Raw genomic sequence first — 19,999 nt, forward strand, 5'->3', positions numbered from 1 at the left:
TCGGCCGCCAGCTCCTTGCGATCCGCATCGATAGCCGCGTCGGGGCCCATGCATCGAACAAGGGAGAGAACCACGTACCGAGTACTTTGGTAATCGTTCAAGAATCGGCCCTGCGCGAATGCGCTGCTCCCGTCGCAATTTCGTCACGCAAGCGTCCGTTCCAACGGCTTGTCACCTAGGACCGAAGACCTTCGTTCAGTATGCTCGAAGGCTCCATGCGCTCGCCGATGCTTCGCCTCCCGCGCCTGGGCCTTCGGACCCGGTTGTCCATCGGCATGGTGGCGAGCATTCTGCTGATCACGCTGGGCGTCACCACCACGGCGATCTACTTCGTGAAGCGCCACATGCAGGCAGCGATCGCCAACGAAGAGTTCGAGCGAATCTCCGCCATCGCGGAGGCCGTGGATCAGAAGTTCCTGAGCCGGCGCACCTTGCTGAAGACCTTCGGGGACAGCGTGGAGGCGCACCGCCCTGCAAGTACCGCGCTGCTGCAGGACTTCCTCGTTCAACACACGGCCCTGAAGGATGCCTTCGCCAACGTCACCGTCGTCGGCTTGAACGGGGACCTGGTGGCCGGCCTCAATGCGGGGCTACGAGCCGGCACGATCAACATCAAGGACCGCGAGTACTTCCGGCAGACGGTCGCGACCAAGGCAGGCGTCATCTCCCAGCCCTACCGCAATCGCCTCAACGGCATGGCCCAGGTGGCCATGACGGAGCCGGTGCTCGACGCGCGTGGCGAAGTGCTCTATGTCATCTCCGGCGCGATCAACCTCAGCGAGCAGAACTTCCTGGGCCAACTCGCCAACGTCAAGTTCGGCAAGAGCGGCTACATGTTCATCACGAACACCAACGGCATCGTCATCGACGATCCCGTCAAGTCACGCATTCTCCAGCGTGCGGACGCCGAGGGAAGCCGCAATCCGGCGACCGGACTCGCCATGGCCGGATTCGAAGGCACGATCGAAGCCAGGGACCGCACCGGCATCGACGGGCTCTATGCCTTCAAGCGCATCCGCCAGACCAACTGGGTGCTCGGCTGCATCTACCCGCGCGACGAGGCCTTTGCGGAGATCGAGCAGATCGAACGCTATACCTGGGCCGGCGCCCTGCTTCTGACCCTGCTGGCCGGCGGCCTCGTCTTCCTGGTCACGCGCTCCCAACTCGCGCCCTTGACGCGGCTGCATGAACACATGCAGGTCTCCCGGGCCCTCTCGAGCTACGTCGCCATGACGGAGCCGCCTCCCGAGGACGAGATCGGCGATCTGTCACGCACCTTCGACTCGCTCATGCTGGAGCGCCAAATCGCGCAGGAGCGCCTCACAGCGAGCGAACGCTTTCTGCGCGACGTGACGGACAACCTGCCGGCCGTGGTCGCTTATTTCGACCGCGATCAGCGCTGCCTTTTCGGCAACAAGGCGGGCCTCAGCATGCGAGGCCGGACGCGGGCCGACATCGGCACCATGACGATGAAGGAGTCCCTGCCGGACGCGATTTACGAGCAACTCGTTCCCCACGTTGCCAAGGTGCTGACGGGATCGCCGACCCGCAGCGAAGGCACCTACGACCGCAACGGCAAGGAAGGCTTCTACGAGTGCCATCTGGTCCCCGACGTCCGCGACGGCGGCCGGACGGTCGGCTACTACGTGATGACCTTCGACATCACCCGCCAGAAGGTGGCCGAGCGCGAGCGGGCCGCGGGCGAGGCCCGCATCCGCACCATCACCGACAACCTCCCGGCCCTCGTCTCGCATGTGGACGCATCCTTGCGCTACACCTTCGTCAACGCCCATGTGCGCGCGCTGCACGGCAATGACGAGCTGGTGGGCCGGCTCCTGGCCGACGTGCGCGGCACGGAGGATTTCAAGATGGTCGAGCCCTATGTGCGCCGTGTGCTCGCGGGGGAAGCAGTGACCTTCGAGAAAACGGGGTACAGCACGCCGGGGACCAGCCAGAACTGGTACCAGTCGCACTACATTCCGGATCGCGATCCGCAAGGCGTCGTGCAGGGCTTCTATGCGATGACTTTCGACGTGACGGAACGCAAGCGCGCCGAGATCCGCAGCGCGGAGAGCGAGCAGCGCCTGCGCGGGCTCACCGACAACGTGCCGGCGCTTCTGACCGAGCTCGATCGCGACGAACGGGTGATTTTCTGCAACGGACGCTACGAGAGTTGGCTCGGCATTCCGCCTGCTTCGATCATGAATCGGCCGATCCGCGAGGCCGTCGGCGAGGCGCACTACGAGATGCGCAAGCCGCTCCTGGCGCGCGCCTTCGCCGGCGAAGTGGTGTCCTTCGAACAAACCGCCAAGCTCCTGGTCGGCGAGCGAACGCTGCAGACCACTTATCTGCCGCAGAGGAATGCGCAGGGCGACGTCGTCGGGCTGTACGTCTTGGCCAACGACGTCACAGATTTGAAGCACAAGCAGATGCAGCTGGACACCCTGGCGCGCGAGGATGCGCTTACCGGCTTGCCGAACCGTCGATCTTTCGAGGAGCGCGTACGCGAAGCCCTGGCCAGGACCCGGCGATCCGACATTCCGATCTACCTCCTGTTCCTGGACATCGACTACTTCAAGTCGATCAACGATTCGCTGGGTCATGCAGCGGGCGACGCGGTGCTCAAGGAGTTCGGCCGCCGCCTGAAGGAGTGCGTGCGCGAGACGGACATGGCGGCACGCTATGCCGGCGATGAGTTCGTGATCCTCCTTGAAGCAAGCACGGGCCCTCGTGCAGCGCAACTGGTGGCCGAGAAGGTGCTGGCGGCGATGCGCCCTGCCTTCGTCCTCTCCAACCGCACCTTGCAGGTGACGACCAGCATCGGCATCGCGCGATCGGAGGAGGACGACGAGGATTTCGAATCCTTGATGGCCACCGCCGACTCGGCGCTGTACGCAGCCAAGAAGGACGGAAGAAACCGCTTCATGATGGCGGCATCGAGATCCGGCACCCAGCACGACGTTACGTGGCCGCGCCAAGAGTCTCTTGCCCGATGAAACACCGAAGCATCATCGATGCCGCCGGGCCTGCCATCGGTCCGCCCTTCACGATCGCGTTTCAGCCGATCGTGGACCTCGAGCTGCGGGAGGTGTTCGCGCACGAGGCGCTCGTTCGGGGCGCTCACGGGGAAGGCGCACTCGAAGTGCTCGGTCGGGTGCAGGCGCATCAACGCTTCGCCTTCCATGAGGCCTGCCGCGTGAAGGCGATCGAGATGGCATCGAAGCTGGGCATGCAATCCAGGCTCAGCCTCAACGTCGCGCCCAACGACGTCGCAGGGCCGGCGGAGTGCTTCCATACGGCCATTCGCGCGGCCGAGCAGGCGAACTTTCCCGTCGATCGCCTCATGTTCGAACTTACGGAGGGCGAACCCGTCACCGACCTGGCCGCACTGGCCACGACCTTCGACGCCTTCCAGCACTTCAGGTTCACCTCCGCGATCGACGACTTCGGCGCTGCCTATGCCGGCTTCGAACTGCTGGCCGCCTTCCAGCCTGACATCGTCAAGATCGACATGAGCTTCGTTCGCGACGTCCATCGCAGCAGCGTGCGCTTCGCGATCGTGAAGGGCTTCGTGGCGATCTGCGACGAGCTACGCATCCGTGTGGTGGCAGAAGGCGTGGAAACCGTGGAAGAGGTCGATGCGCTGCGTAGGCTCGGCGTGAGCCTGTTCCAGGGCTTCCTGTTCGCGCGTCCGGGCATCGCCGTGCTGCCATCGGTGGCCTGGGACACGGCCTGAGCCGCATCGGTGACCTGGCGGCGGCCGGCCCGGGCTATGGCTTCGTGCCCGACTGCTGGCGGAATGCGGCCTCGCCGGCGTCGGATACCTCGACCCACTTCTTGTCGGGCATCGCCTCTGCGCCGTAGTTGTCGTGCCAGTTCCACCACTTGTAGGTCGGCGTCTGGGGATAGCCCTCGGGCGAGTCTTCCCAGACTTCCTGCCGGCCCAGCGGCGTGATGTCGAGGTAATTCCAAGTGCTCCCCATCTGCTCGTCGCCGCGGTTGTTGAGGAAATAGGTGCGGAAGACGCGGTTGCCATCACGGTAGAACACGTTCGTGCCGTGCCATTCGTCGACGTTGAAGTCGGCGTCGAAGCGATCGGTGAGGCTGAACCATGGCATCCGCCAGCCCATCCGCGCCTTCAGCCGGTCGATATCCGCCAGGGGCGCGCGCGAAACGAAGACGAGGGTGGTGTCACGGGCGTTCAGATGGGCGACGTGGGCAACCTGATCGGCCACCATCGAACAACCTCGGCAGGCATGCTCCGGCCAGCCGAACACGCCGGGCTCGAAGAAGGCCCGGTAGACGATCAACTGACGCCGGCCGTCGAACAGGTCGAGCAGACTGGCCCTGCCGGCAGGCCCTTCGAAAGCGTACGCCTTCTCCACGGCCATCCAGGGCATGCGCCGGCGCTCGGCGGCCAACGCGTCGCGGGCGCGGGTCTGGGCCTTTTCCTTCACGAGCAGCTGCGCACGCGCCGCTTCCCACGCCTGGGGCGACACGACGGGGGGTGTGTGCATGGGGGAAGGTTCGCTTGGGCGTGCGTCTTCGGTTGACATCGTCATGGCTGATATCTCCTGGTCTGGGGCGAGATCCCGCGCCTCGTACGGAAGCACGGCTTTTTTGCGGCGCATCGCTTGTTTGCCGGCCGCCAGGCAGTTTGGCGCCGGAGACCGAAAGCCGGGGAGTAACAAGTGTGGCGCTATTCCGATCTCGCTTCTCGCCGAGCAAGTGAGCGATTGCTTTTTGGGAACAGCGCGTCGACGCTGGAAGTGAGAACTCAGGGTGAGTCGAACAGCTGGCGATCGACCTTCCAGTCCGGTCCGTAGGTGGCATCGGCATAGGCGTACACGACGGCGGAACCCAGCAGCCCATGGAGCACATCGCCCTGCGCGGCGCGCCGGCTGATGACCGCGTTCAGCGCCCCCTTCCTGGCCAGGTCCTGCAGGGCCTGATCGACCCAGCGCTTCAACTGCACTGGATTCAGAGCGGCGACCTCCTGCTTCATGGCCTGAATCTGTTCTCGCAGATAGCTGGAGCCCTCCGTGCTTGCGGCCGGACTCGCAACCCGGAGGCTTGGCGTGGCGGGTGGCACCTCGGGCGCGGGGGTGGGCGCCCCGGTCGGCTCCGATCGGGTCTCGGGCAAAGGCGCCTCATTGCGCAGCAGCGACCGCAGATAGGAGAAGGCGTTGTCGATCGTGCGGAGGGTCTTGTTGGCGGCCCTGCGCTCGAGCACGTCGACCTGGCTGCGGACGCGCTCGTCGCCGAACTCCTTGATCAGTCCTTCCAGCTTGATTTCACGAATACCGAGCGTTTCGGCCCGCAGCACCAGGGTGGCATCCACGGGTTCGCTCGAAGCGGGCCGCGCCATCGCGGCCTGTCGCTTCTTGCGCACCGCGAACTGAACCTCCGTGATCACCCTGCCCTGCTTGTGCTCGATGAGATCGATATCGAGGTCGGTCTCGGCATTGATCTCTGCCACTGCGTCCTTCACGCGCTCGTTCTTGAATTTGCGCCACTCGCGCCGCTCGGGGCCGGGCCCGTTGCTCAAGGCGTCGACCCACCAGGCCACCGGCTTGCGGCTCGTGACGCCGCTGGGATTCTCCCGGTAGCGCGCGCAGATCTCGTAGAGCGCGACCGCCGTGTAGGAACCCAGCTTGGCCAGCACGTCGAGGTCGATACGTGCCCAGCGCTGCGGCTCGCGCAAGGCGGCCATGATGGTTGGAGGGTAGGACCAGCTCACCCAGTTCTCGCCGCGGCGCAGTTCGAGGGCCACCTCCGACAGCATCGAGAAGCCGCGCCATTTGACGCCATCGCCGGGCGCTGTCGATTCCCAGTCGACCTCCAGGCTCCGCATCTCGATCAGGTACTTCTTGGCTGCCGTGCGCTCGCTGCCGCTCGAGCCCGTGGTCCTGAGAATGGCTGCCAACGGTGCCTCGAACATGAAGTCGGCGGCAGGCATGCCGGGCAGCGCGACGAGCCGGGTTTGCGCGATTTGCAGCAAGGCGCTGTAGATGCGGCGGCCGGTCAAAGTCACGCGGGCCGAACGGGGCATCATCACGATCATCTCGTGCGGCTTGCGGAGCTCCAGCACGTCGTCGGCGGCGTGGCTTGCGCTTGGCTTGTCGGGTGTGGCTTCGGTGCTCCAGCTCATTTGCGCTTGATGGTATGTCCAACGCGTTTTGGACACAAGAGGACCTCCCCAGCCGCGTCCATCCGATCAAGACCTGGACATTTCGCCACCCTGGGGCGCGTGGCGACCGATTAAAACCCGGACACTTGGGCGCAACGCGGCGTCCGGCCGCCAGCCGAGGGCGATCAAAAGCCGGACATTGAGACCCTTCAGCCCGCCGCCCGCCTCCCCGGCGGCAGCTCTGGAGGCGATTAAAAGCTGGACAAAGCCCCTTGGATCGCAAGAATGCGCCTTGCGCCCGGGTGTGGATAAGCCCCCGCAGGCTCCGAGCGAAGGCTGGACAGGAGTCGATGGAAGCCCGGACAGGTCCGATCAAGCGCTGGACGCAAGCGATTAAAAGCTGGACAGCTGGAGCCCTGAAACCCACATAACTCCTTGATTTTATTGAAGAAATTTCACACTTCAGGGCACTTAATCTTCTGAAGGTATTGAAGTTCTTCCTTAATCTCGGGAGACGTTTGAGCAAAAACACCAGAAATCGGGCCCAGCGTCGCTTTCCGCGCTTGATCAACCGCTGATTCTTCGTTTTTTTGAGGGTGATAGGCATAATCGCACGACTCTCAAACTTTCAAGGCAGATTTCGTGGACATCAAACAAACCATACGTCGACAGAACCTGGAAGACATCGAGCAGCAAGCCCACAAGATCGCCGGCATGATGGACCGAATCCGGTCTGCCATGCTGGCGCCTACAGCAGTGAAGACCGCGCCGACCTTGAAGGCGGTGCAGATGGCGGATCTGTGTGGCGTGGACAAGTCCAAGATCGCCTATCGCCTGACGCGGGGAGACCTTCCCGCGGGCGAGATCCATGGCAACAGCCGGGAATGGACGATGGCCCAGGCCCAGCAGTGGGCACGGGAATTGCGCGCCGAGCATTTGCGTCCGAGTGGTGCCGCGGGCATCACGATCACGGTCGCCAACTTCAAGGGCGGGGTCGCCAAGACCACCTCGGCCGTCACGCTGGCCCAGGGACTGTCCATGCGCGGCCATCGGGTCTTGCTCGTGGACCTGGATCCTCAGGGCTCTGCCACGACGCTCTTCGGCGTGTTGCCGGACGCGGAGGTCGAGACCGAGCACACCGCGATGTCGCTTTTTACGGGTGAGCAGGAGAACCTGAAGTACGCGATACGCCCTACGTATTGGCCATCCATCGATCTGGTGTGCGCAGCCCCCCTGCTCTACGGCGCCGAGTTCCATTTGCCGGCCCGCCAGGCTCGCGACCCCGGCTTCGAATTCTGGCGCGTGCTGGACCGGGGGCTCGATTTGCCACGTGAGGACTACGACGTCATCGTCGTCGACACCCCACCGTCCTTGAGCTACGTGACGATCAATGCGTTGATGGCTGCCGACGGAGTCATCATGCCGTTGCCCCCATCTGCGCTGGACTTCGCCAGCTCGGCGCAGTTCTGGGACTTGTTCTCCGACCTGTGCAACCAGCTGGTTCGCAGCCGCGGCAAGGACAAGAGCTTCGAGTTCATCGACGTTCTGCTGTCACGCGTCGAGGCATCGGACACCGCCAGTTCGGTAGTTCGCCAGTGGGTTCTGGAAGGCTATGGCGACAAGGTACTGCCCATCGAGATTCCCAAGACGGCCGTGGCGGCGACGGCGAGTGCGGAGTTTGGCACGGTCTACGACCTGCCGCGGGGCTCGGTGAACTCCAAGACCTTCTCGCGTGCGCGCGTGGCGTACGACCGGATGTGCGAGCTGATCGAGCAGCAGATCGAGGCGGTGTGGGCGCGCCAGGTCGCCGAGCGGCAAATTCTGGAAACGGCGGTCTGACATGGGTTTGAAAGACAAAGCCTCGAAGATCGACTTCGCGAGCATCATGCCGGCGGCGCAGACCTTGCCCGAGGCGCCGAAGCCGAAGACCGCGCCCGGGGCGATGATGGCTTTTGCCAACGATCAGCGTTCCGAACTGCTGCGTGAAAATGACGAGTTGCGGAGCCGCGCTGCCCAGGCCGGGGAGCTTGAAGGGCGCTTGAGGGAAGTCAGCGAGGAACTGCGCGGCTGGGACGGCGCCTTGCCTGCGCGTCTGATCGACACCGGCGATATCGCTCGCAGCGAGTTCGCCAACCGGCATGCCTCGGCCTTCCAGGGGAAGCTCTTCGAGGACTTCAAGCGCGAGATCCAGGAAGCGGGTCGCAACTCGCAGCCAATCAAGGTGCGGACGATCGCGAAGCCGGGAGACGGTCCGAAATATGAACTGGTGTTTGGCCATCGGCGATACGAGGCTTGCCGCCAGCTCGGCATCCCGGTTTGGGCCGTGGTCGAGAACCTGGATGACCGCGCGCTGGTGGAAGAGATGGATCGCGAGAACCGGGGGCGCGCCGATCCTTCTCCCTGGGAGCAGGGGATGACCTACCTCCGCGCCCTCGAGAAGGGCGTGTATCCGTCCAATCGCCAGATGGCCGCGTCACTGGGCGTGGACGTGAGCAACCTGGGCAAAGCCTTGGCGTTGGCGCGGCTGCCCGAAGCTGTGATTGCCGCATTCCCGACGCCGCAGTCCATTCAGCTTGCCTGGGCCACCGAGCTGGGAAAAGCTTTCCAGGAGGATGAGGTCGGATTGGTTGCGCGGGCCGAGGCGCTCGCCGCAGAGAAGGCAGTTCATTCCGCGAAAAGCGTGTTCGCCCGCCTGGTGGCCCCACCGGCGTCGCCAGCCGTCGTGGGGGACGCGCTCCCGCTGGCGAGCCACGCGCTGAGGCTGGCGAATCAGAAGGTCGGCGCCTTGAAGTTCGACGCGCTCGGGCGTCCTTCGATGAGACTGTCGGTCAAGCTGTCGGGCGAGCAGCAGCGGGCGTTGCTGAAAGTGATGCAGGCCTTTGTCGACGCGCTTTAAGACACTGGATTCGCTCAAATGAGGGGGGGGGTAGTTTCAAACTACCCCCTTTTTTCTGGAAGGGCATTGCCGACCAAGGGCGGCGGTTGGTATGAGCCTTTCTTCTGGCTAACTGAGGGGTGGTTTCAAACCACCCCCGCCCCAGGGGTAGATCAGGCCACGCCCTGGACAACGAATTGGCCTGTCAAGGCGTCCTACCGGCTTGCAACGTTTTCAATCCGCTGGAGGGCTGCTTGAATCTCAGACAAGGTCGATTTCATGATGCCCATGTCGCGGTCCCGGCGAGCCTCGACGAGCGGATCGACACCGCCGCTGGGCGTGCCCCCGAGCGCGTCCTTCACACGCGCGACCGCCTCGTCGAGCTTGGTGATGAGGTTGTTGCGCAGCGCTGAAAACTGGGCCATCTCCCGCTTCACCGCCGCCATTTCCTGACTCAGCAGCGCGATCTGACGCTCCATGCCTTGCAGTACCGCGGCACTCTCGTCGGCTCGAGATGTCGCAGCCACGGCGGGGGCTGAAGGCCACGCGGTGGATAACGGCGCCGCCTGGATGATCGCTGAGCGCAGGTGATCGGCGGTTCGAGCGACCACCAGCTCTACCATCGCTTGAGGATCGGAATCGGCCAGGAAGGGCCAGCGTTCGTAAACCTTGGCGATGGCTAGGCTGGTGCGCAGCCGCAATCCCCGCCGACCTGCACGGGACGGCCGCTGCAACGCCTGGCCGACCAGCGAGGAGGGCGCTTCAGGCGCTGGCAGTTCGTGCTCTGTCACGACGCATGATCGGAATGCGCCGGCCGCACTCCACTTTTTGAGTGAGGACTCCGTCGGCGCCCTGACACCATGCACCAGCGTCAGGATACGGGCGAGTTCGGCCAGAGTACAGATCGGCGGCCACCCCAACTCTTCCGAGGCCACGGCAGGCGGGGAGGGCGGCCTCGTGGAGTCTCTGGACGGGTCTTCTGGGGGCCCAGGAACGGTGTTGACTTTCATAATTGGTTACTGCGTAACCGAATTATCTTCCGAAGCGCTCGCAACACATAGGATTTCCAAAGCGCAGCTGCATTCCGTGAAACATCCGGCACCAATCAACACCAATAATCGACGCTAACTTGCTGTCAGCAAAGCAAAATATCGGATGCTTCAAAATGTCGTGAAACATCCTTGTTTCGCCGTGGGACGGGTCTCCGCCGCAACGACGCGGCGGAACACAGGAGTGAGCGAATGGGGAGGAGCGCGCAGGCGTACTCGCCGCCGGCCGTCCCCGGTCGCAACGATGAGGTCGACCGCCGAACTCGTCCGGGATCGCGTGACTGAGCGCCGCAAGTGCCCGTGCTCGTCGCCGGCCCTTGGCTCGCGCCGCGCGCTCTTCGCCGCCGGACGAGCATCAAGCAGCGTTGCGCCGCAATTGCCAAGCGGGCGGTGCTGCTCCCGGGAGAGATTCTGGAGATAGCCGGCCGAGGCAAACCGGTCACGCGGCAGGCTAGGGAACGGCACGGGCGAGCGATTCGGCAGCGATCCATCGTGGACTTGACGAAGCGCAAGGCGTGCGCCGAAGCAGCTGTCTAGAGTGGAGTTGTCGATGCCTTTGCGTTTCTGGTCCAGGCCTCGATGAAATGCTCAACCCTCTCTGGAGAATTTCACATGAATGCCTTGACCCGCCTCGAACGAATCGACAACCTGTTTCCCGAAATGATGCGCCGCTGGGCCCGCCCGCTCCAGATGTTCGACGAGATCAGCGTGCCCGCCGACATTCGCGTCGACATCAGCGAGAACGAGAAGGAGTACCTGGTCAGCGCCGAGATCCCCGGTGCGAAGAAGGAAGACATCCGCGTCTCGATCGACGGCAACTACGTTTCCATCGCCGCCGACATCAAGAAGGAGCAGGAAGAAAAACACGGGCGCACGCTGACCAAGGAGACCTATCACGGCAGTGTGTCGCGCGGCTTCACGCTGGGGAGCGACGTCGACGAGAAGACCGCAGCCGCCAAGCTGGAGGACGGCGTCCTGCGGCTCACGCTGCCCAAGCGCGAAGGCAGCGCCGCCCGAACCGTGAAGATCGAGTGAGGCCGGAAGTACGGCGATGCGCCGAGACGTGGGCGCCGATGCGGCGAACGCTGCTGCACGTGCGCCGGGCGTCGGCGTCGGTGCCTCTCTCACAAGCAATTTAGGAGCCCTCATGCAGACACCCAAGACCATCCTGCTTCACCTCGACAGTTCCGGGAGGGCCGCGGAACGCGTCAGGGTCGCGCGCCAGGTCGCCGACGCGTTCGAGGCCGATGTCATTGCGCAACCCTGCACCATGACGGCCCTGATGCGGTATCCGTATGCGATGGAAGCCGCGGCCGAGGCCGTGGCGATCATGGCATCGCTGGACAAGGACTGCCGCGACAAGGCGTATGCGACCTTCAAGGCCGCCGGCGGCGAATCGCCCCGCCTGCAGTGGGTCGAGCCGATGAGCGATGCGCCCTGGGGCTTCGCCCGCCGTGCCCTGTATGCCGACCTGCTCATCCTGGGGCAGCGCGACCCGGACGATCCCTCCGCGGGAGAGTTGCCGGCGGATTTCGTCCCGAGCGTTCTTGTCGAGTCCGGCCGGCCGGCCCTGGTCGTGCCCTATGCGGGACCGGTCGCCGCAATCGGCCGCAACGTCCTGATCGCCTGGAAGGAGACGCGCGAGGCCGCGCGCGCGGTGTCGGCAGCACTGCCCTGGCTCGTGCGCGCGGATTCAGTCCATGCCGTCTCGTACGGAGAGAACGCCGAGGCTTCCTTGCGCAGCCTGCAGACCTATCTGAAGGCGCAAGGGGTGAAAGCCGCCGCAAGGCATGGTGGGCCGGAAGAGGGCGAAGCCGGCGAGAGACTTCTTTCGATGGCAGCCGACGTGAGCGCGGACCTGCTGGTGATGGGCTGCTACGGCCACAGCCGCGCGCGTGAATGGGTGCTGGGCGGGGCCACGCGATCGACCCTTCAATCCATGACTTTGCCGGTGCTGATGTCGCATTGAGCCTGATCAGCCACAGGCCATGCTTCGCCGCGTGCACTGAACGATCCCCGGCAACGCAGGCGCGCCCTGCGTCGGCCGGTGACGCCCGGCGCCAGCGATCGCAGCGCTTGCGTTCAGTGCGCAGTGCTGGGACGCACGTCCGGCCACGACACTTCGAGCCCCATCATCGCGCGGGCATAGAGGTAGTTGTTGAGGGCGCGCTCGCCCATCGAATCCATGTCGACATTCCCCGTTGCGTCGCAAGGAAACGAGAACGATCGCCGGTCCTCGAAGAGAGCGTTGAAACGGAGTTCGTAGGCGTGGGAAACATGCGAGGCGTTCATCTTGGTCTCCTGAACAGGCGGGCGATGCCATGACTTGAATCTAGGCGAGCCGCTCGACGGAATCGCCAACGAAGCGCATCGACGGGCAACAGAGTGTCAACGGACGGTGTCAGGTCACCCTGGCGGAGGTCGGCCACAGCTCGCAAGCCATCGATCACCGCGCTGCACACGCTGTTTCTGGTTGGATCAGCTTTGCGTTGCCGCGATGCGTGGTGCCTTGTCGACCAGCCTGGACAATTCGGTGAAGCCGACCGGCGGTGGCGTCCGCCACGGGAGTGCAAAGATGCGTCTGGCCAAGCCGCCGGTCATGCGTTCGATCTGCTTGCGCTCGCCGGCAAGGCGCGCCGCCAGCAGAGGATCGCGAGTGCCGGCGGTCAGGATGCTCTTGTGAGCACCCACGCGAAGGGCTCGATGTTGGCGCGACGAAGGTCCTCTTGCAGCGCAGCGGCCTGCGACACCGGTGTCGCTTCCGGCAACGTGACCAGGATGACCTTGGTGTACGCAGCATCCTGCAGCCTCATCAACGGCGTGACGACCCGAGCGCTGCCATGCCCTTGGAACTGGCGCATCATCTGCCGGTGGTAAGCCCCCGTGGCGTCCATCAACAGCAGTGAATGTCCTGTGGGCGCCGTATCGAGCACCACGAAGGCGCTGCGCCCCTCGCTGACGAGATGTGAGAAGGCGTGAAACACCGCGACTTCCTCGGTGCATGGCGATCGCAGGTCTTCGAGCAACAAGGCTTGCTCCTGGGCGTCGAGCGCCGGCGACTTGGCCGCCATCACCTTGTCGACGTAGCGCTGTGTCTCGACTTTCGGATCGATCCGGTCCACGCGCAACCCCGGCATTTCGCCGTCCAGCGTGCGCGCAAGGTGCGCCGCCGGGTCGGTGGTGCTCAGGTGCACTGTCTTGCCGCGCCGAATCAGCCACCGTCGTTTTGCCGACGCCGCCTTTGCCCATCACCATGATCAGGCCGCGTCCTGCTGCAGCCAGTTCGTCGGCGAGCGCGTCCAGGCCCTCGAGACGCACGAGGGGCTTGGTCGCCGCGGCCAGGGCAGGCCGGGACGCGCCGGCCTCCGCGGACAGCAGCGCACGCAGGGCGGGCAATCCGACCATGTCGAATGCCCGCAGGGGCACCTGGTCCTGCGGCAAGCCGCGCAGCGACGGCGGCATTTCAGCGAGTGCCTCTTGCCCCAAGGCCTCGATGGCACGCGCCACCGCGTCCGTGCGGTCAGTGGCGTGGAACACGCCATTGATCGCCAGGCGCTGATTGTTCAAGCCCAGCGCATTCAACTCCTGGGACGTGCGAGCCGCCTCGTCCATCGCACTCTTGTCAGGCCGCGTCACGAGGATGACGGTGGTCCGGCCCGGATCGCTCAAGGCGTCGAGCGCGGCCTTGAAACGCACCTCCTGCATCGTCCGACAACAAGGATGCGAATTCGTCGAAGGAGGCGATCTCGGTGGTGCAGGCCCCCGAGAGTTGTTCGCGCACTGTCGAGCGTTCGGACTCGCTGGCCCCGATGTCCATCTGCGCCAGGACTCGCTTGCGATAGGCCTCGGCCGCGTTGTCGGGGTCGATGTTCAGGACCGACAGACCGGGCACGCCGGGCACGGGCGTGGGGGTGTTGCGGAGTTCGATCCCGAGCATTTCATCCAGGTTGGACGCCGCGTCGGTGCTCACCAGCAGAACCTTCTTCCCGGCGTCGGCCAGGCTCAGGGCTGCGGCGGTCGACAGCGATGTCTTTCCGACGCCGCCCTTGCCGGTGAAGAACAGATGCCGGGTCGGCTGCCTCAGGAAGCCGATGGAATGGCGGTTGTTGTGTCCGGACTCCAGGATTCTTGCTTCCATCTCGACAGCCTCGTGTTCCGGCCTGCTGGCGATGGCCTTCGAACGATTCGAGGCGTACACCGTGGCCCGGCAAGGGCATGGCCACCAGATGCAGCCGACTGTGCCCCAGCCCCGCGAACCCGGCCTTGCGCTCGATCAAGGCGGCCCGATGTGCTGCGTTCGTGTTCGGCCGCGCACCCTGACCGCGGGTTCAGCGGCGGGCACGGCTCCTACGCCGCACGGCAGGCGCGGCGAAGGCGGCCCGGTTCGCAGCCGTTCGCTCGAACTGCCGCGCAATGTTGCCGCACACCAGATCGCACAGTTCGTAGACCGCGGGATCGGCGATGCGGTAGTAGGCGCTGTTCCCCCGGGTCTCGCGCGACACCAGGCCGTGCTGCGTCAGCAGGGCGAGATGCCGCGAGATGTTGGCGGAGCTGTAGCCGCACAGCTGCGCCAGCTCGCCCACGTTGCGCTCCTGCTGGCGAAGCAGGTTGAGGATCTGCAGTCGCGTCGGCTCGGCCAGCGCCTGGAAATAGGCGGCGACCTGCACCAGCGCCTCGTCGGAAAGTCCTTCCATGCTCGGACACGCCAGATGTTGATCTACCGCAATCATGCCTCAGGACTCCGCAACCATACTGATTCTGGTGCAATCATCAACATGGCTACTTGACTATTTAACTATATGCGCAAATACTACATGAACTGACGACAACCCTCCAGTCCCGGCGCCATATGCTCAAGATCCGCTCGTTCATCTTCGCCGCCGCGCTCATGCTCGCGGCGCCGGGCTGGGCCGGCGCCGACGCATTGGCCTCGGTGACGGCCCAGCCGGCCGCCACCGCCTCGTCGGGCTTCGACGGCGTCGTCGAAGCGGTCCGCCAGACGGTCATTGCCGCGCAGGTGTCCGGCGCGGTGACCCGGCTCGACGCCAAGGCCGGCGACGCCGTCAAGGCCGGTCAGGTGCTGCTGCAGATCGATGCGCGGGCGGCCGAGCAGACCGCTGCCGCAAGCGATGCGCAGGTCCAGGCGGCACGTGCGGCGCTGGAGGTCGCAACGAAGGAATACGAGCGGCAGAAGCAACTGTTCCAGAAGAACTACATCAGCCAGGCCGCCCTGGAGCGCGCCGAATCCGAGTTCAAGGCGACCCGCGCGCAGGTCGCAGCGCAAGGCGCCCAAGCCGGCGCGGCATGGACGCAGAGCGGCCTCCACGTGATTCGCGCACCGTATGCCGGGGTGATCGCGGAGGTGCCGGTCTCATTGGGCGACATGGCGATGCCGGGACGACCCCTGCTGACCCTCTACGACCCGTCCGCCCTTCGAATCACCGCGGCGATTCCGCAGACCGTCGCGGCGCAGGTTTTGCCAGGACAACTGCCGCGCGCCGAACTGCCCGGCCTGGCGCCGCCGCGCCAATGGGTCGCTCCCGCACGCATGCAGCTGCTGCCGACGGTCGATGCGGCCACGCACACGGTCCAGCTGCGGGTCGATCTTCCCGCCGCCATGGACGGTGTCACGCCGGGCATGTTCGCGCGACTGTGGCTGCCTCTGGCCGGGGGAGGGGCCGGCATCGCGCCGAGTCTGTCGGTCCCGTTGTCGGCCATCGTTCGGCGTGCCGAGCTGACGGGGCTCTATGTGCTCGATGCGGAAGGACGTCCCTTGCTTCGGCAGGTACGCACCGGCCGGATCGACGGCGACCAGGTCGAAGTCCTGTCGGGCCTGATGCCCGGCGAACGCGTCGCCACAGACCCCCAGGCCGCCGCTCGCATTCGCCAGACCACACCATGACAACGCAAGGCCGCTCCTCGCCGCCGGGCATTTCGGGCCGGATTGCGGCGTTCTTCCAAAGCGCGCAGATCACGCCATTGCTTGCGCTGATGGCACTGCTGCTCGGCGCGTTCGCCGTGCTGGTGACGCCGCGCGAGGAAGAGCCGCAGATCAACGTCACGATGGCCAACGTGCTCATCCCCTTTCCGGGCGCCGGCGTGCGGGACGTGGAGCAGATGGTGGCCGGGCCGGCCGAGCAGGTGCTGGCACAGATGGCGGGCGTCGAGCATGTGATGTCCGTGTCGCGCCCGGGCATGGCGGTGATCACCGTGCAGTTCAAGGTCGGCGTGCCGCGCACCGAAGCGCTGGTGCGCTTGTACGACACGGTCAACGCGAATGCGGACTGGCTGCCCAAGGGCCTGGGCGTGCTCGAACCGATCGTCAAGCCCAAGGGCATCGACGATGTCCCGATCGTGACGTTGACGCTTTTCAGCAAGAACGCCGCGGTCGGCCCCTACGATCTGGAGCGCGTGGCGCACAGCATCGAGGCGGACCTGAAGCGCGTGGCGGGCACCCGCGAGGTCAGCACCATCGCTGGCGCGGGCCGCGCCGTCCTGGTCGAACTCGACCCCGCACGGCTGGCCGGCGCGGGCGTCACCGTGTCCGACCTGCGAACGGCGCTGCAATCCGCCAGCCTGGGGCTGCCGGTCGGAGAACTGATCTCGGGGAACCAGGCCGTGGCCATCGAATCCGGGCCATTTCTGCGGCAGGCGAGCGAGGTCGGCGAGCTGGTGGTCGGTGTGCACGGCGGCAAGCCGGTGTTCCTGCGCGAGGTGGCGGTGGTGCGCGATGGTCCGTTGCCACCCAGCCGCTATGTCTGGTACGGCGAGGCTGCCAGGGACGGCGCCGGCCCCGCCGAGTATCCGGCGGTCACCGTCGCGGTCACCAAGAAGCCTGGCGAAAACGCCATCGATGTCGCGAACGCCGTCATGCGCCGCGTCGATGTGCTTCGCAACACCGTGATCCCCGCCGACGTGCAGCTTGCCGAAACCCGCAACTACGGCGCCACGGCCAACGACAAGGCGCAGAAGCTGATCCAGAAGCTGCTGTTTGCCACCGCTTCGGTGGTGGCGCTGGTGTTCCTCGCGCTGGGACGGCGGGAAGCGGCGATCGTCGGCGCTGCCGTGATCCTGACACTGACGGTCACGCTTTTCGCCTCCTGGGCCTGGGGCTTCACGTTGAACCGGGTCTCGCTGTTCGCGCTGATCTTCTCCATTGGCATCCTGGTCGACGACGCGATCGTCGTGGTCGAGAACATTCACCGCCACCAGCAGCTGCAGCCCGAGCGCACCTTGGCGCAGATCATCCCGGGCGCGGTCGACGAGGTGGGCGGACCGACCATCCTTGCCACATTGACGGTGATCGCCGCGCTGCTGCCGATGGCCTTCGTCTCCGGCTTGATGGGCCCTTACATGAGCCCCATCCCCATCAACGCGAGCATGGGCATGCTGCTGTCGCTCGCGATCGCCTTCGCCGTCACGCCCTGGCTGGCACGCCTCTGGTTGAAGGCAGCGCCGACCCACGCGCCCGACACCGGCGGCCGCGAGACGGCACACGGCCTGGCCGGCCGGCTTGCGCCGCTGTTCGAACGGCTGTTCCGTCCGCTGCTCGACCCACAGCGCGGCTCACGCAATCGCCGCCTGCTCGGCGCCGGCATCGGCCTCCTGATCGCACTTTCCCTCGCGTTGCCCGCGACCGGCCTGGTCCTGCTGAAGATGCTGCCCTTCGACAACAAGTCGGAGTTCCAGGTCGTCGTCGACATGCCGGCGGGAACCCCCGTCGAACAGACCGCGGCGGTGCTGCAGGCGCTGGGGGCCTACCTGGCCACCGTGCCCGAGGTCACCGACTACCAGGCCTATGCGGGCACGAGCGCACCGATCAATTTCAACGGACTGGTGCGCCAGTACTACCTGCGCGCCGGCGGCGAAGTGGGCGACCTCCAGGTCAATCTCGTCGACAAGCACCGGCGCAAGGCGCAGAGCCATGCGATCGCCACCCGCGTGCGGCCCGCCCTTCAGAAGATCGGCGAGCGCTTCGGTGCCAACATCAAGGTCGTGGAAGTGCCGCCGGGCCCGCCGGTGCTGTCACCGATCGTGGCCGAGATCTACGGGCCCGAACTCGAAGGGCGGCAACAGGTCGCCAAGGCGGTGCGCGCCGTCTTCGAGAAGACCCCGGGCGTGGTCGACGTCGACGACAGCAGCATCGCGAGAGCGCCGAAGACCCTGCTGCTGGTCGACCGGCAGAAGGCCGCCATGCTGGGCGTGCCGCAGCAGGTCATCGTGACCACGCTGAGGGCGGGCCTCGCGGGCGAGGCCACCGCTTATCTGCACGACCAGAGCAAGTACCCCGCCGCCGCGACCCTGCAGTTGCCGGCCGAACGCCATGGGGATCTGAACGCGCTGCTGCAACTCACGGTGCGCAGCGCCGCGGGCCACCTGGTGCCCATTCGCGAACTGGTCAAGGTGACCGACACGGTGCGCGAGCAGCCGATTCATCACAAGGACCTGCTGCCCGTGAACTACGTCGTCGCCGACATGGCCGGCAAGCTCGACAGTCCGCTGTACGGCATGTTCTCGATGCGCAGCGAGCTGGCCAGGATCTCGACGCCGGGCGGGGGAACCCTGGTCGAGCACTTCATCCACCCGCCCGAGGACCCCTACCGCGACTACGCGCTCAAGTGGGACGGCGAGTGGCAGATCACCTACGAGACCTTCCGCGACATGGGCGCGGCCTATGCCGTCGGCCTGGTGCTGATCTACCTGCTGGTCGTGGCGCAGTTCGGCTCCTACCTGACGCCGCTGATCATCATGGCGCCGATTCCGCTGACGATCGTCGGCGTGATGCCGGGCCATGCCGTGCTGGGCGCGCAATACACGGCGACCAGCATGATCGGAATGATCGCGCTGGCCGGGATCATCGTGCGCAACTCGATCCTGCTGGTCGATTTCATCAACCTGCAGGTCCGCGGGGGGATGCCGTTCGAGGATGCCATCGTGCACTCGGCCATCACCCGTGCCCAGCCGATCATGCTGACCGGCCTGTCGGCGATGCTCGGCGCCTTCTTCATCCTGGACGACCCGATCTTCAACGGGCTGGCGATCTCGCTGATCTTCGGCATCTTCGTTTCGACGGTCCTGACGCTGGTCGTGATCCCGGTCCTCTATTTCGTCGCCTATCGCAACCGCCTGGGTGCGATCACGGGGTCTGCGGCACCAGCCCCGGCTTCTTTCATCGTGCCACCTCAAGGAGCTTCCTCATGACTTCCTGGCAACTCGTGCGCCTCGTCGCGGGCTCGTTCATCCTCTTGTCCCTGGCGCTGGGTGTCCCCGGCAGCCCGATCTTCGTCAGTTCATGGTGGCTGGCTTTCACCGCGTTCGTCGGTGTGAACCTGCTGCAGAGTGCAGTGACGAAGTGGTGCTTGATGGAGACCATCATGCGAAAGCTCGGCGCGCGCCCGGGGGCCTGAACGTGGCGGCGCCCGAACAGCGCCTAACGCAGCACCAGCACCGGCGTGTGCGAGTACGTCAGCACGTGCAGGGTCTCGCTCCCCATCAGCATGCGCGTGAGACTTCGCCGCCCATGCGAAGCCATGACGATCAGGTCGCAGTGGTGGACCTTCGCATGCTCGATGATGGACTCGGCGATCTGGTTGGATTTCGCGACCGCGGCCTGCACACTGCGGACGCCTTTCGCGAGCGCATTGGCCTTGACCGCGTCTACCAGGCCCTGCGCGGCTGCGACCGACCGGTGATGGGCGTCGTCGATCTGCCGCTGGCTGAACACGGTCGAGCCCTCGAAGTAGCTGTGCGGCTCCAGGTGAGCCACGGTGAGCACATGCAGTTCGGCACCGCTCAGCAGGCTCAGATCGATCGCCTTGGAGACAGCCTGTTCCGAAAGGGCCGAACCATCGGTGGCGACAAGAATGCGTTCGAACATACCGATCTCCTCAGTTGCGAAAAGCGACATCCTGTTGGATCGCCATCGTGTGACGGCGAATAGCGCAT

18 protein-coding genes and 1 pseudogene are annotated in these 19,999 nt (G+C 65.3%); 9 read left to right on the forward strand and 10 right to left on the reverse strand.

What is annotated here, in order from left to right; translation table 11 throughout:
• Positions 1 to 215: 215 nt before the first annotated feature.
• Positions 216 to 2,996 carry a sensor domain-containing diguanylate cyclase gene (locus J2739_RS12135; protein ID WP_309901866.1) on the forward strand — a complete coding sequence of 927 codons (2,781 nt, stop codon included), beginning with the start codon at positions 216 to 218 and terminating at the stop codon, positions 2,994 to 2,996.
• Positions 2,993 to 3,736, forward strand: coding sequence for an EAL domain-containing protein (locus J2739_RS12140; RefSeq protein ID WP_309901868.1), 744 nt, complete (start codon positions 2,993 to 2,995; stop codon positions 3,734 to 3,736). The genes J2739_RS12135 and J2739_RS12140 overlap by 4 nt, the downstream gene beginning before the upstream one ends.
• A gap of 34 nt (positions 3,737 to 3,770) precedes the next feature.
• Here the strand turns inward: J2739_RS12140 and J2739_RS12145 are convergent, their stop codons facing one another.
• Both J2739_RS12145 and J2739_RS12150 read right to left on the reverse strand, forming a co-directional pair.
• The gene (locus J2739_RS12145; protein WP_309902138.1) at positions 3,771 to 4,562 is read right to left on the reverse strand and encodes a DUF899 domain-containing protein; all 792 of its coding nucleotides are present in this window, start codon (positions 4,560 to 4,562) and stop codon (positions 3,771 to 3,773) included.
• 215 nt (positions 4,563 to 4,777) lie between these two features.
• Entirely contained in the window at positions 4,778 to 6,151 is a 1,374-nt protein-coding gene (locus J2739_RS12150; protein WP_309901870.1) for a replication initiation protein, read from the reverse strand.
• Positions 6,152 to 6,772: 621 nt separating this feature from the next.
• Between J2739_RS12150 and J2739_RS12155 the strand changes: the two genes are divergently transcribed.
• Positions 6,773 to 7,969, forward strand: a complete 1,197-nt coding sequence (locus tag J2739_RS12155; protein WP_309901872.1) for a ParA family protein — start codon at positions 6,773 to 6,775, stop codon at positions 7,967 to 7,969.
• 1 nt (position 7,970) lies between these two features.
• Positions 7,971 to 9,026 (forward strand): ParB/RepB/Spo0J family partition protein, encoded by a 1,056-nt coding sequence (locus J2739_RS12160; protein WP_309901874.1) that lies wholly within the window; start codon positions 7,971 to 7,973, stop codon positions 9,024 to 9,026.
• 194 nt (positions 9,027 to 9,220) lie between these two features.
• Here the strand turns inward: J2739_RS12160 and J2739_RS12165 are convergent, their stop codons facing one another.
• Complete coding sequence (locus J2739_RS12165) at positions 9,221 to 9,940, reverse strand: hypothetical protein (protein ID WP_309901876.1); 720 nt, start codon at positions 9,938 to 9,940, stop codon at positions 9,221 to 9,223.
• Positions 9,941 to 10,666: 726 nt separating this feature from the next.
• On the opposite strand from J2739_RS12165, the gene J2739_RS12170 reads away from it, so the two are divergent.
• Positions 10,667 to 11,089 carry an Hsp20/alpha crystallin family protein gene (locus J2739_RS12170; protein ID WP_309901878.1) on the forward strand — a complete coding sequence of 141 codons (423 nt, stop codon included), beginning with the start codon at positions 10,667 to 10,669 and terminating at the stop codon, positions 11,087 to 11,089.
• A gap of 28 nt (positions 11,090 to 11,117) precedes the next feature.
• Positions 11,118 to 12,023 (forward strand): universal stress protein, encoded by a 906-nt coding sequence (locus tag J2739_RS12175; RefSeq protein ID WP_309901880.1) that lies wholly within the window; start codon positions 11,118 to 11,120, stop codon positions 12,021 to 12,023.
• A gap of 113 nt (positions 12,024 to 12,136) precedes the next feature.
• Here the strand turns inward: J2739_RS12175 and J2739_RS12180 are convergent, their stop codons facing one another.
• The 6 genes and pseudogenes from J2739_RS12180 to J2739_RS12205 all read right to left on the reverse strand — a co-directional run bounded on the left by J2739_RS12180 (position 12,137) and on the right by J2739_RS12205 (position 14,748).
• Entirely contained in the window at positions 12,137 to 12,346 is a 210-nt protein-coding gene (locus tag J2739_RS12180) for a hypothetical protein (RefSeq protein ID WP_309901882.1), read from the reverse strand.
• Positions 12,347 to 12,532: 186 nt separating this feature from the next.
• Complete coding sequence (locus J2739_RS28005; RefSeq protein ID WP_309902154.1) at positions 12,533 to 12,745, reverse strand: hypothetical protein; 213 nt, start codon at positions 12,743 to 12,745, stop codon at positions 12,533 to 12,535.
• Positions 12,721 to 13,248 carry an ArsA-related P-loop ATPase gene (locus tag J2739_RS28010; protein ID WP_309901884.1) on the reverse strand — a complete coding sequence of 176 codons (528 nt, stop codon included), beginning with the start codon at positions 13,246 to 13,248 and terminating at the stop codon, positions 12,721 to 12,723. Before J2739_RS28010 ends, J2739_RS28005 begins: the two co-directional genes overlap by 25 nt.
• Before the next feature lie 241 nt (positions 13,249 to 13,489).
• Positions 13,490 to 13,759: pseudogene (locus J2739_RS28015) on the reverse strand (ArsA-related P-loop ATPase); the annotation flags it as partial.
• The gene (locus tag J2739_RS28020) at positions 13,677 to 14,192 is read right to left on the reverse strand and encodes an ArsA-related P-loop ATPase (protein ID WP_309901886.1); all 516 of its coding nucleotides are present in this window, start codon (positions 14,190 to 14,192) and stop codon (positions 13,677 to 13,679) included. The gene J2739_RS28020 and the pseudogene J2739_RS28015, both read right to left, overlap by 83 nt.
• 190 nt (positions 14,193 to 14,382) lie before the next feature.
• Complete coding sequence (locus J2739_RS12205) at positions 14,383 to 14,748, reverse strand: ArsR/SmtB family transcription factor (protein WP_309901888.1); 366 nt, start codon at positions 14,746 to 14,748, stop codon at positions 14,383 to 14,385.
• A 155-nt stretch (positions 14,749 to 14,903) separates the two neighbouring features.
• Here J2739_RS12205 and J2739_RS12210 point away from each other — a divergent pair, with 155 nt between their 5' ends.
• The 3 genes from J2739_RS12210 to J2739_RS12220 are packed head-to-tail and all read left to right on the forward strand — an operon-like array spanning position 14,904 to position 19,461.
• Positions 14,904 to 15,956 carry an efflux RND transporter periplasmic adaptor subunit gene (locus J2739_RS12210; RefSeq protein WP_309901890.1) on the forward strand — a complete coding sequence of 351 codons (1,053 nt, stop codon included), beginning with the start codon at positions 14,904 to 14,906 and terminating at the stop codon, positions 15,954 to 15,956.
• Complete coding sequence (locus J2739_RS12215; RefSeq protein WP_309901892.1) at positions 15,953 to 19,255, forward strand: efflux RND transporter permease subunit; 3,303 nt, start codon at positions 15,953 to 15,955, stop codon at positions 19,253 to 19,255. The genes J2739_RS12210 and J2739_RS12215 overlap by 4 nt, the downstream gene beginning before the upstream one ends.
• Positions 19,252 to 19,461, forward strand: a complete 210-nt coding sequence (locus J2739_RS12220; RefSeq protein WP_309901893.1) for a YgaP family membrane protein — start codon at positions 19,252 to 19,254, stop codon at positions 19,459 to 19,461. The genes J2739_RS12215 and J2739_RS12220 overlap by 4 nt, the downstream gene beginning before the upstream one ends.
• A 23-nt stretch (positions 19,462 to 19,484) precedes the next feature.
• Here J2739_RS12220 and J2739_RS12225 read toward each other — a convergent pair whose 3' ends face one another.
• Positions 19,485 to 19,931, reverse strand: a complete 447-nt coding sequence (locus J2739_RS12225; RefSeq protein ID WP_309901895.1) for a universal stress protein — start codon at positions 19,929 to 19,931, stop codon at positions 19,485 to 19,487.
• Positions 19,932 to 19,999 lie beyond the last annotated feature (68 nt).

The organism is Variovorax soli (assembly GCF_031454625.1).
In the GTDB taxonomy this organism is placed as follows: domain Bacteria; phylum Pseudomonadota; class Gammaproteobacteria; order Burkholderiales; family Burkholderiaceae_C; genus Variovorax; species Variovorax soli_A.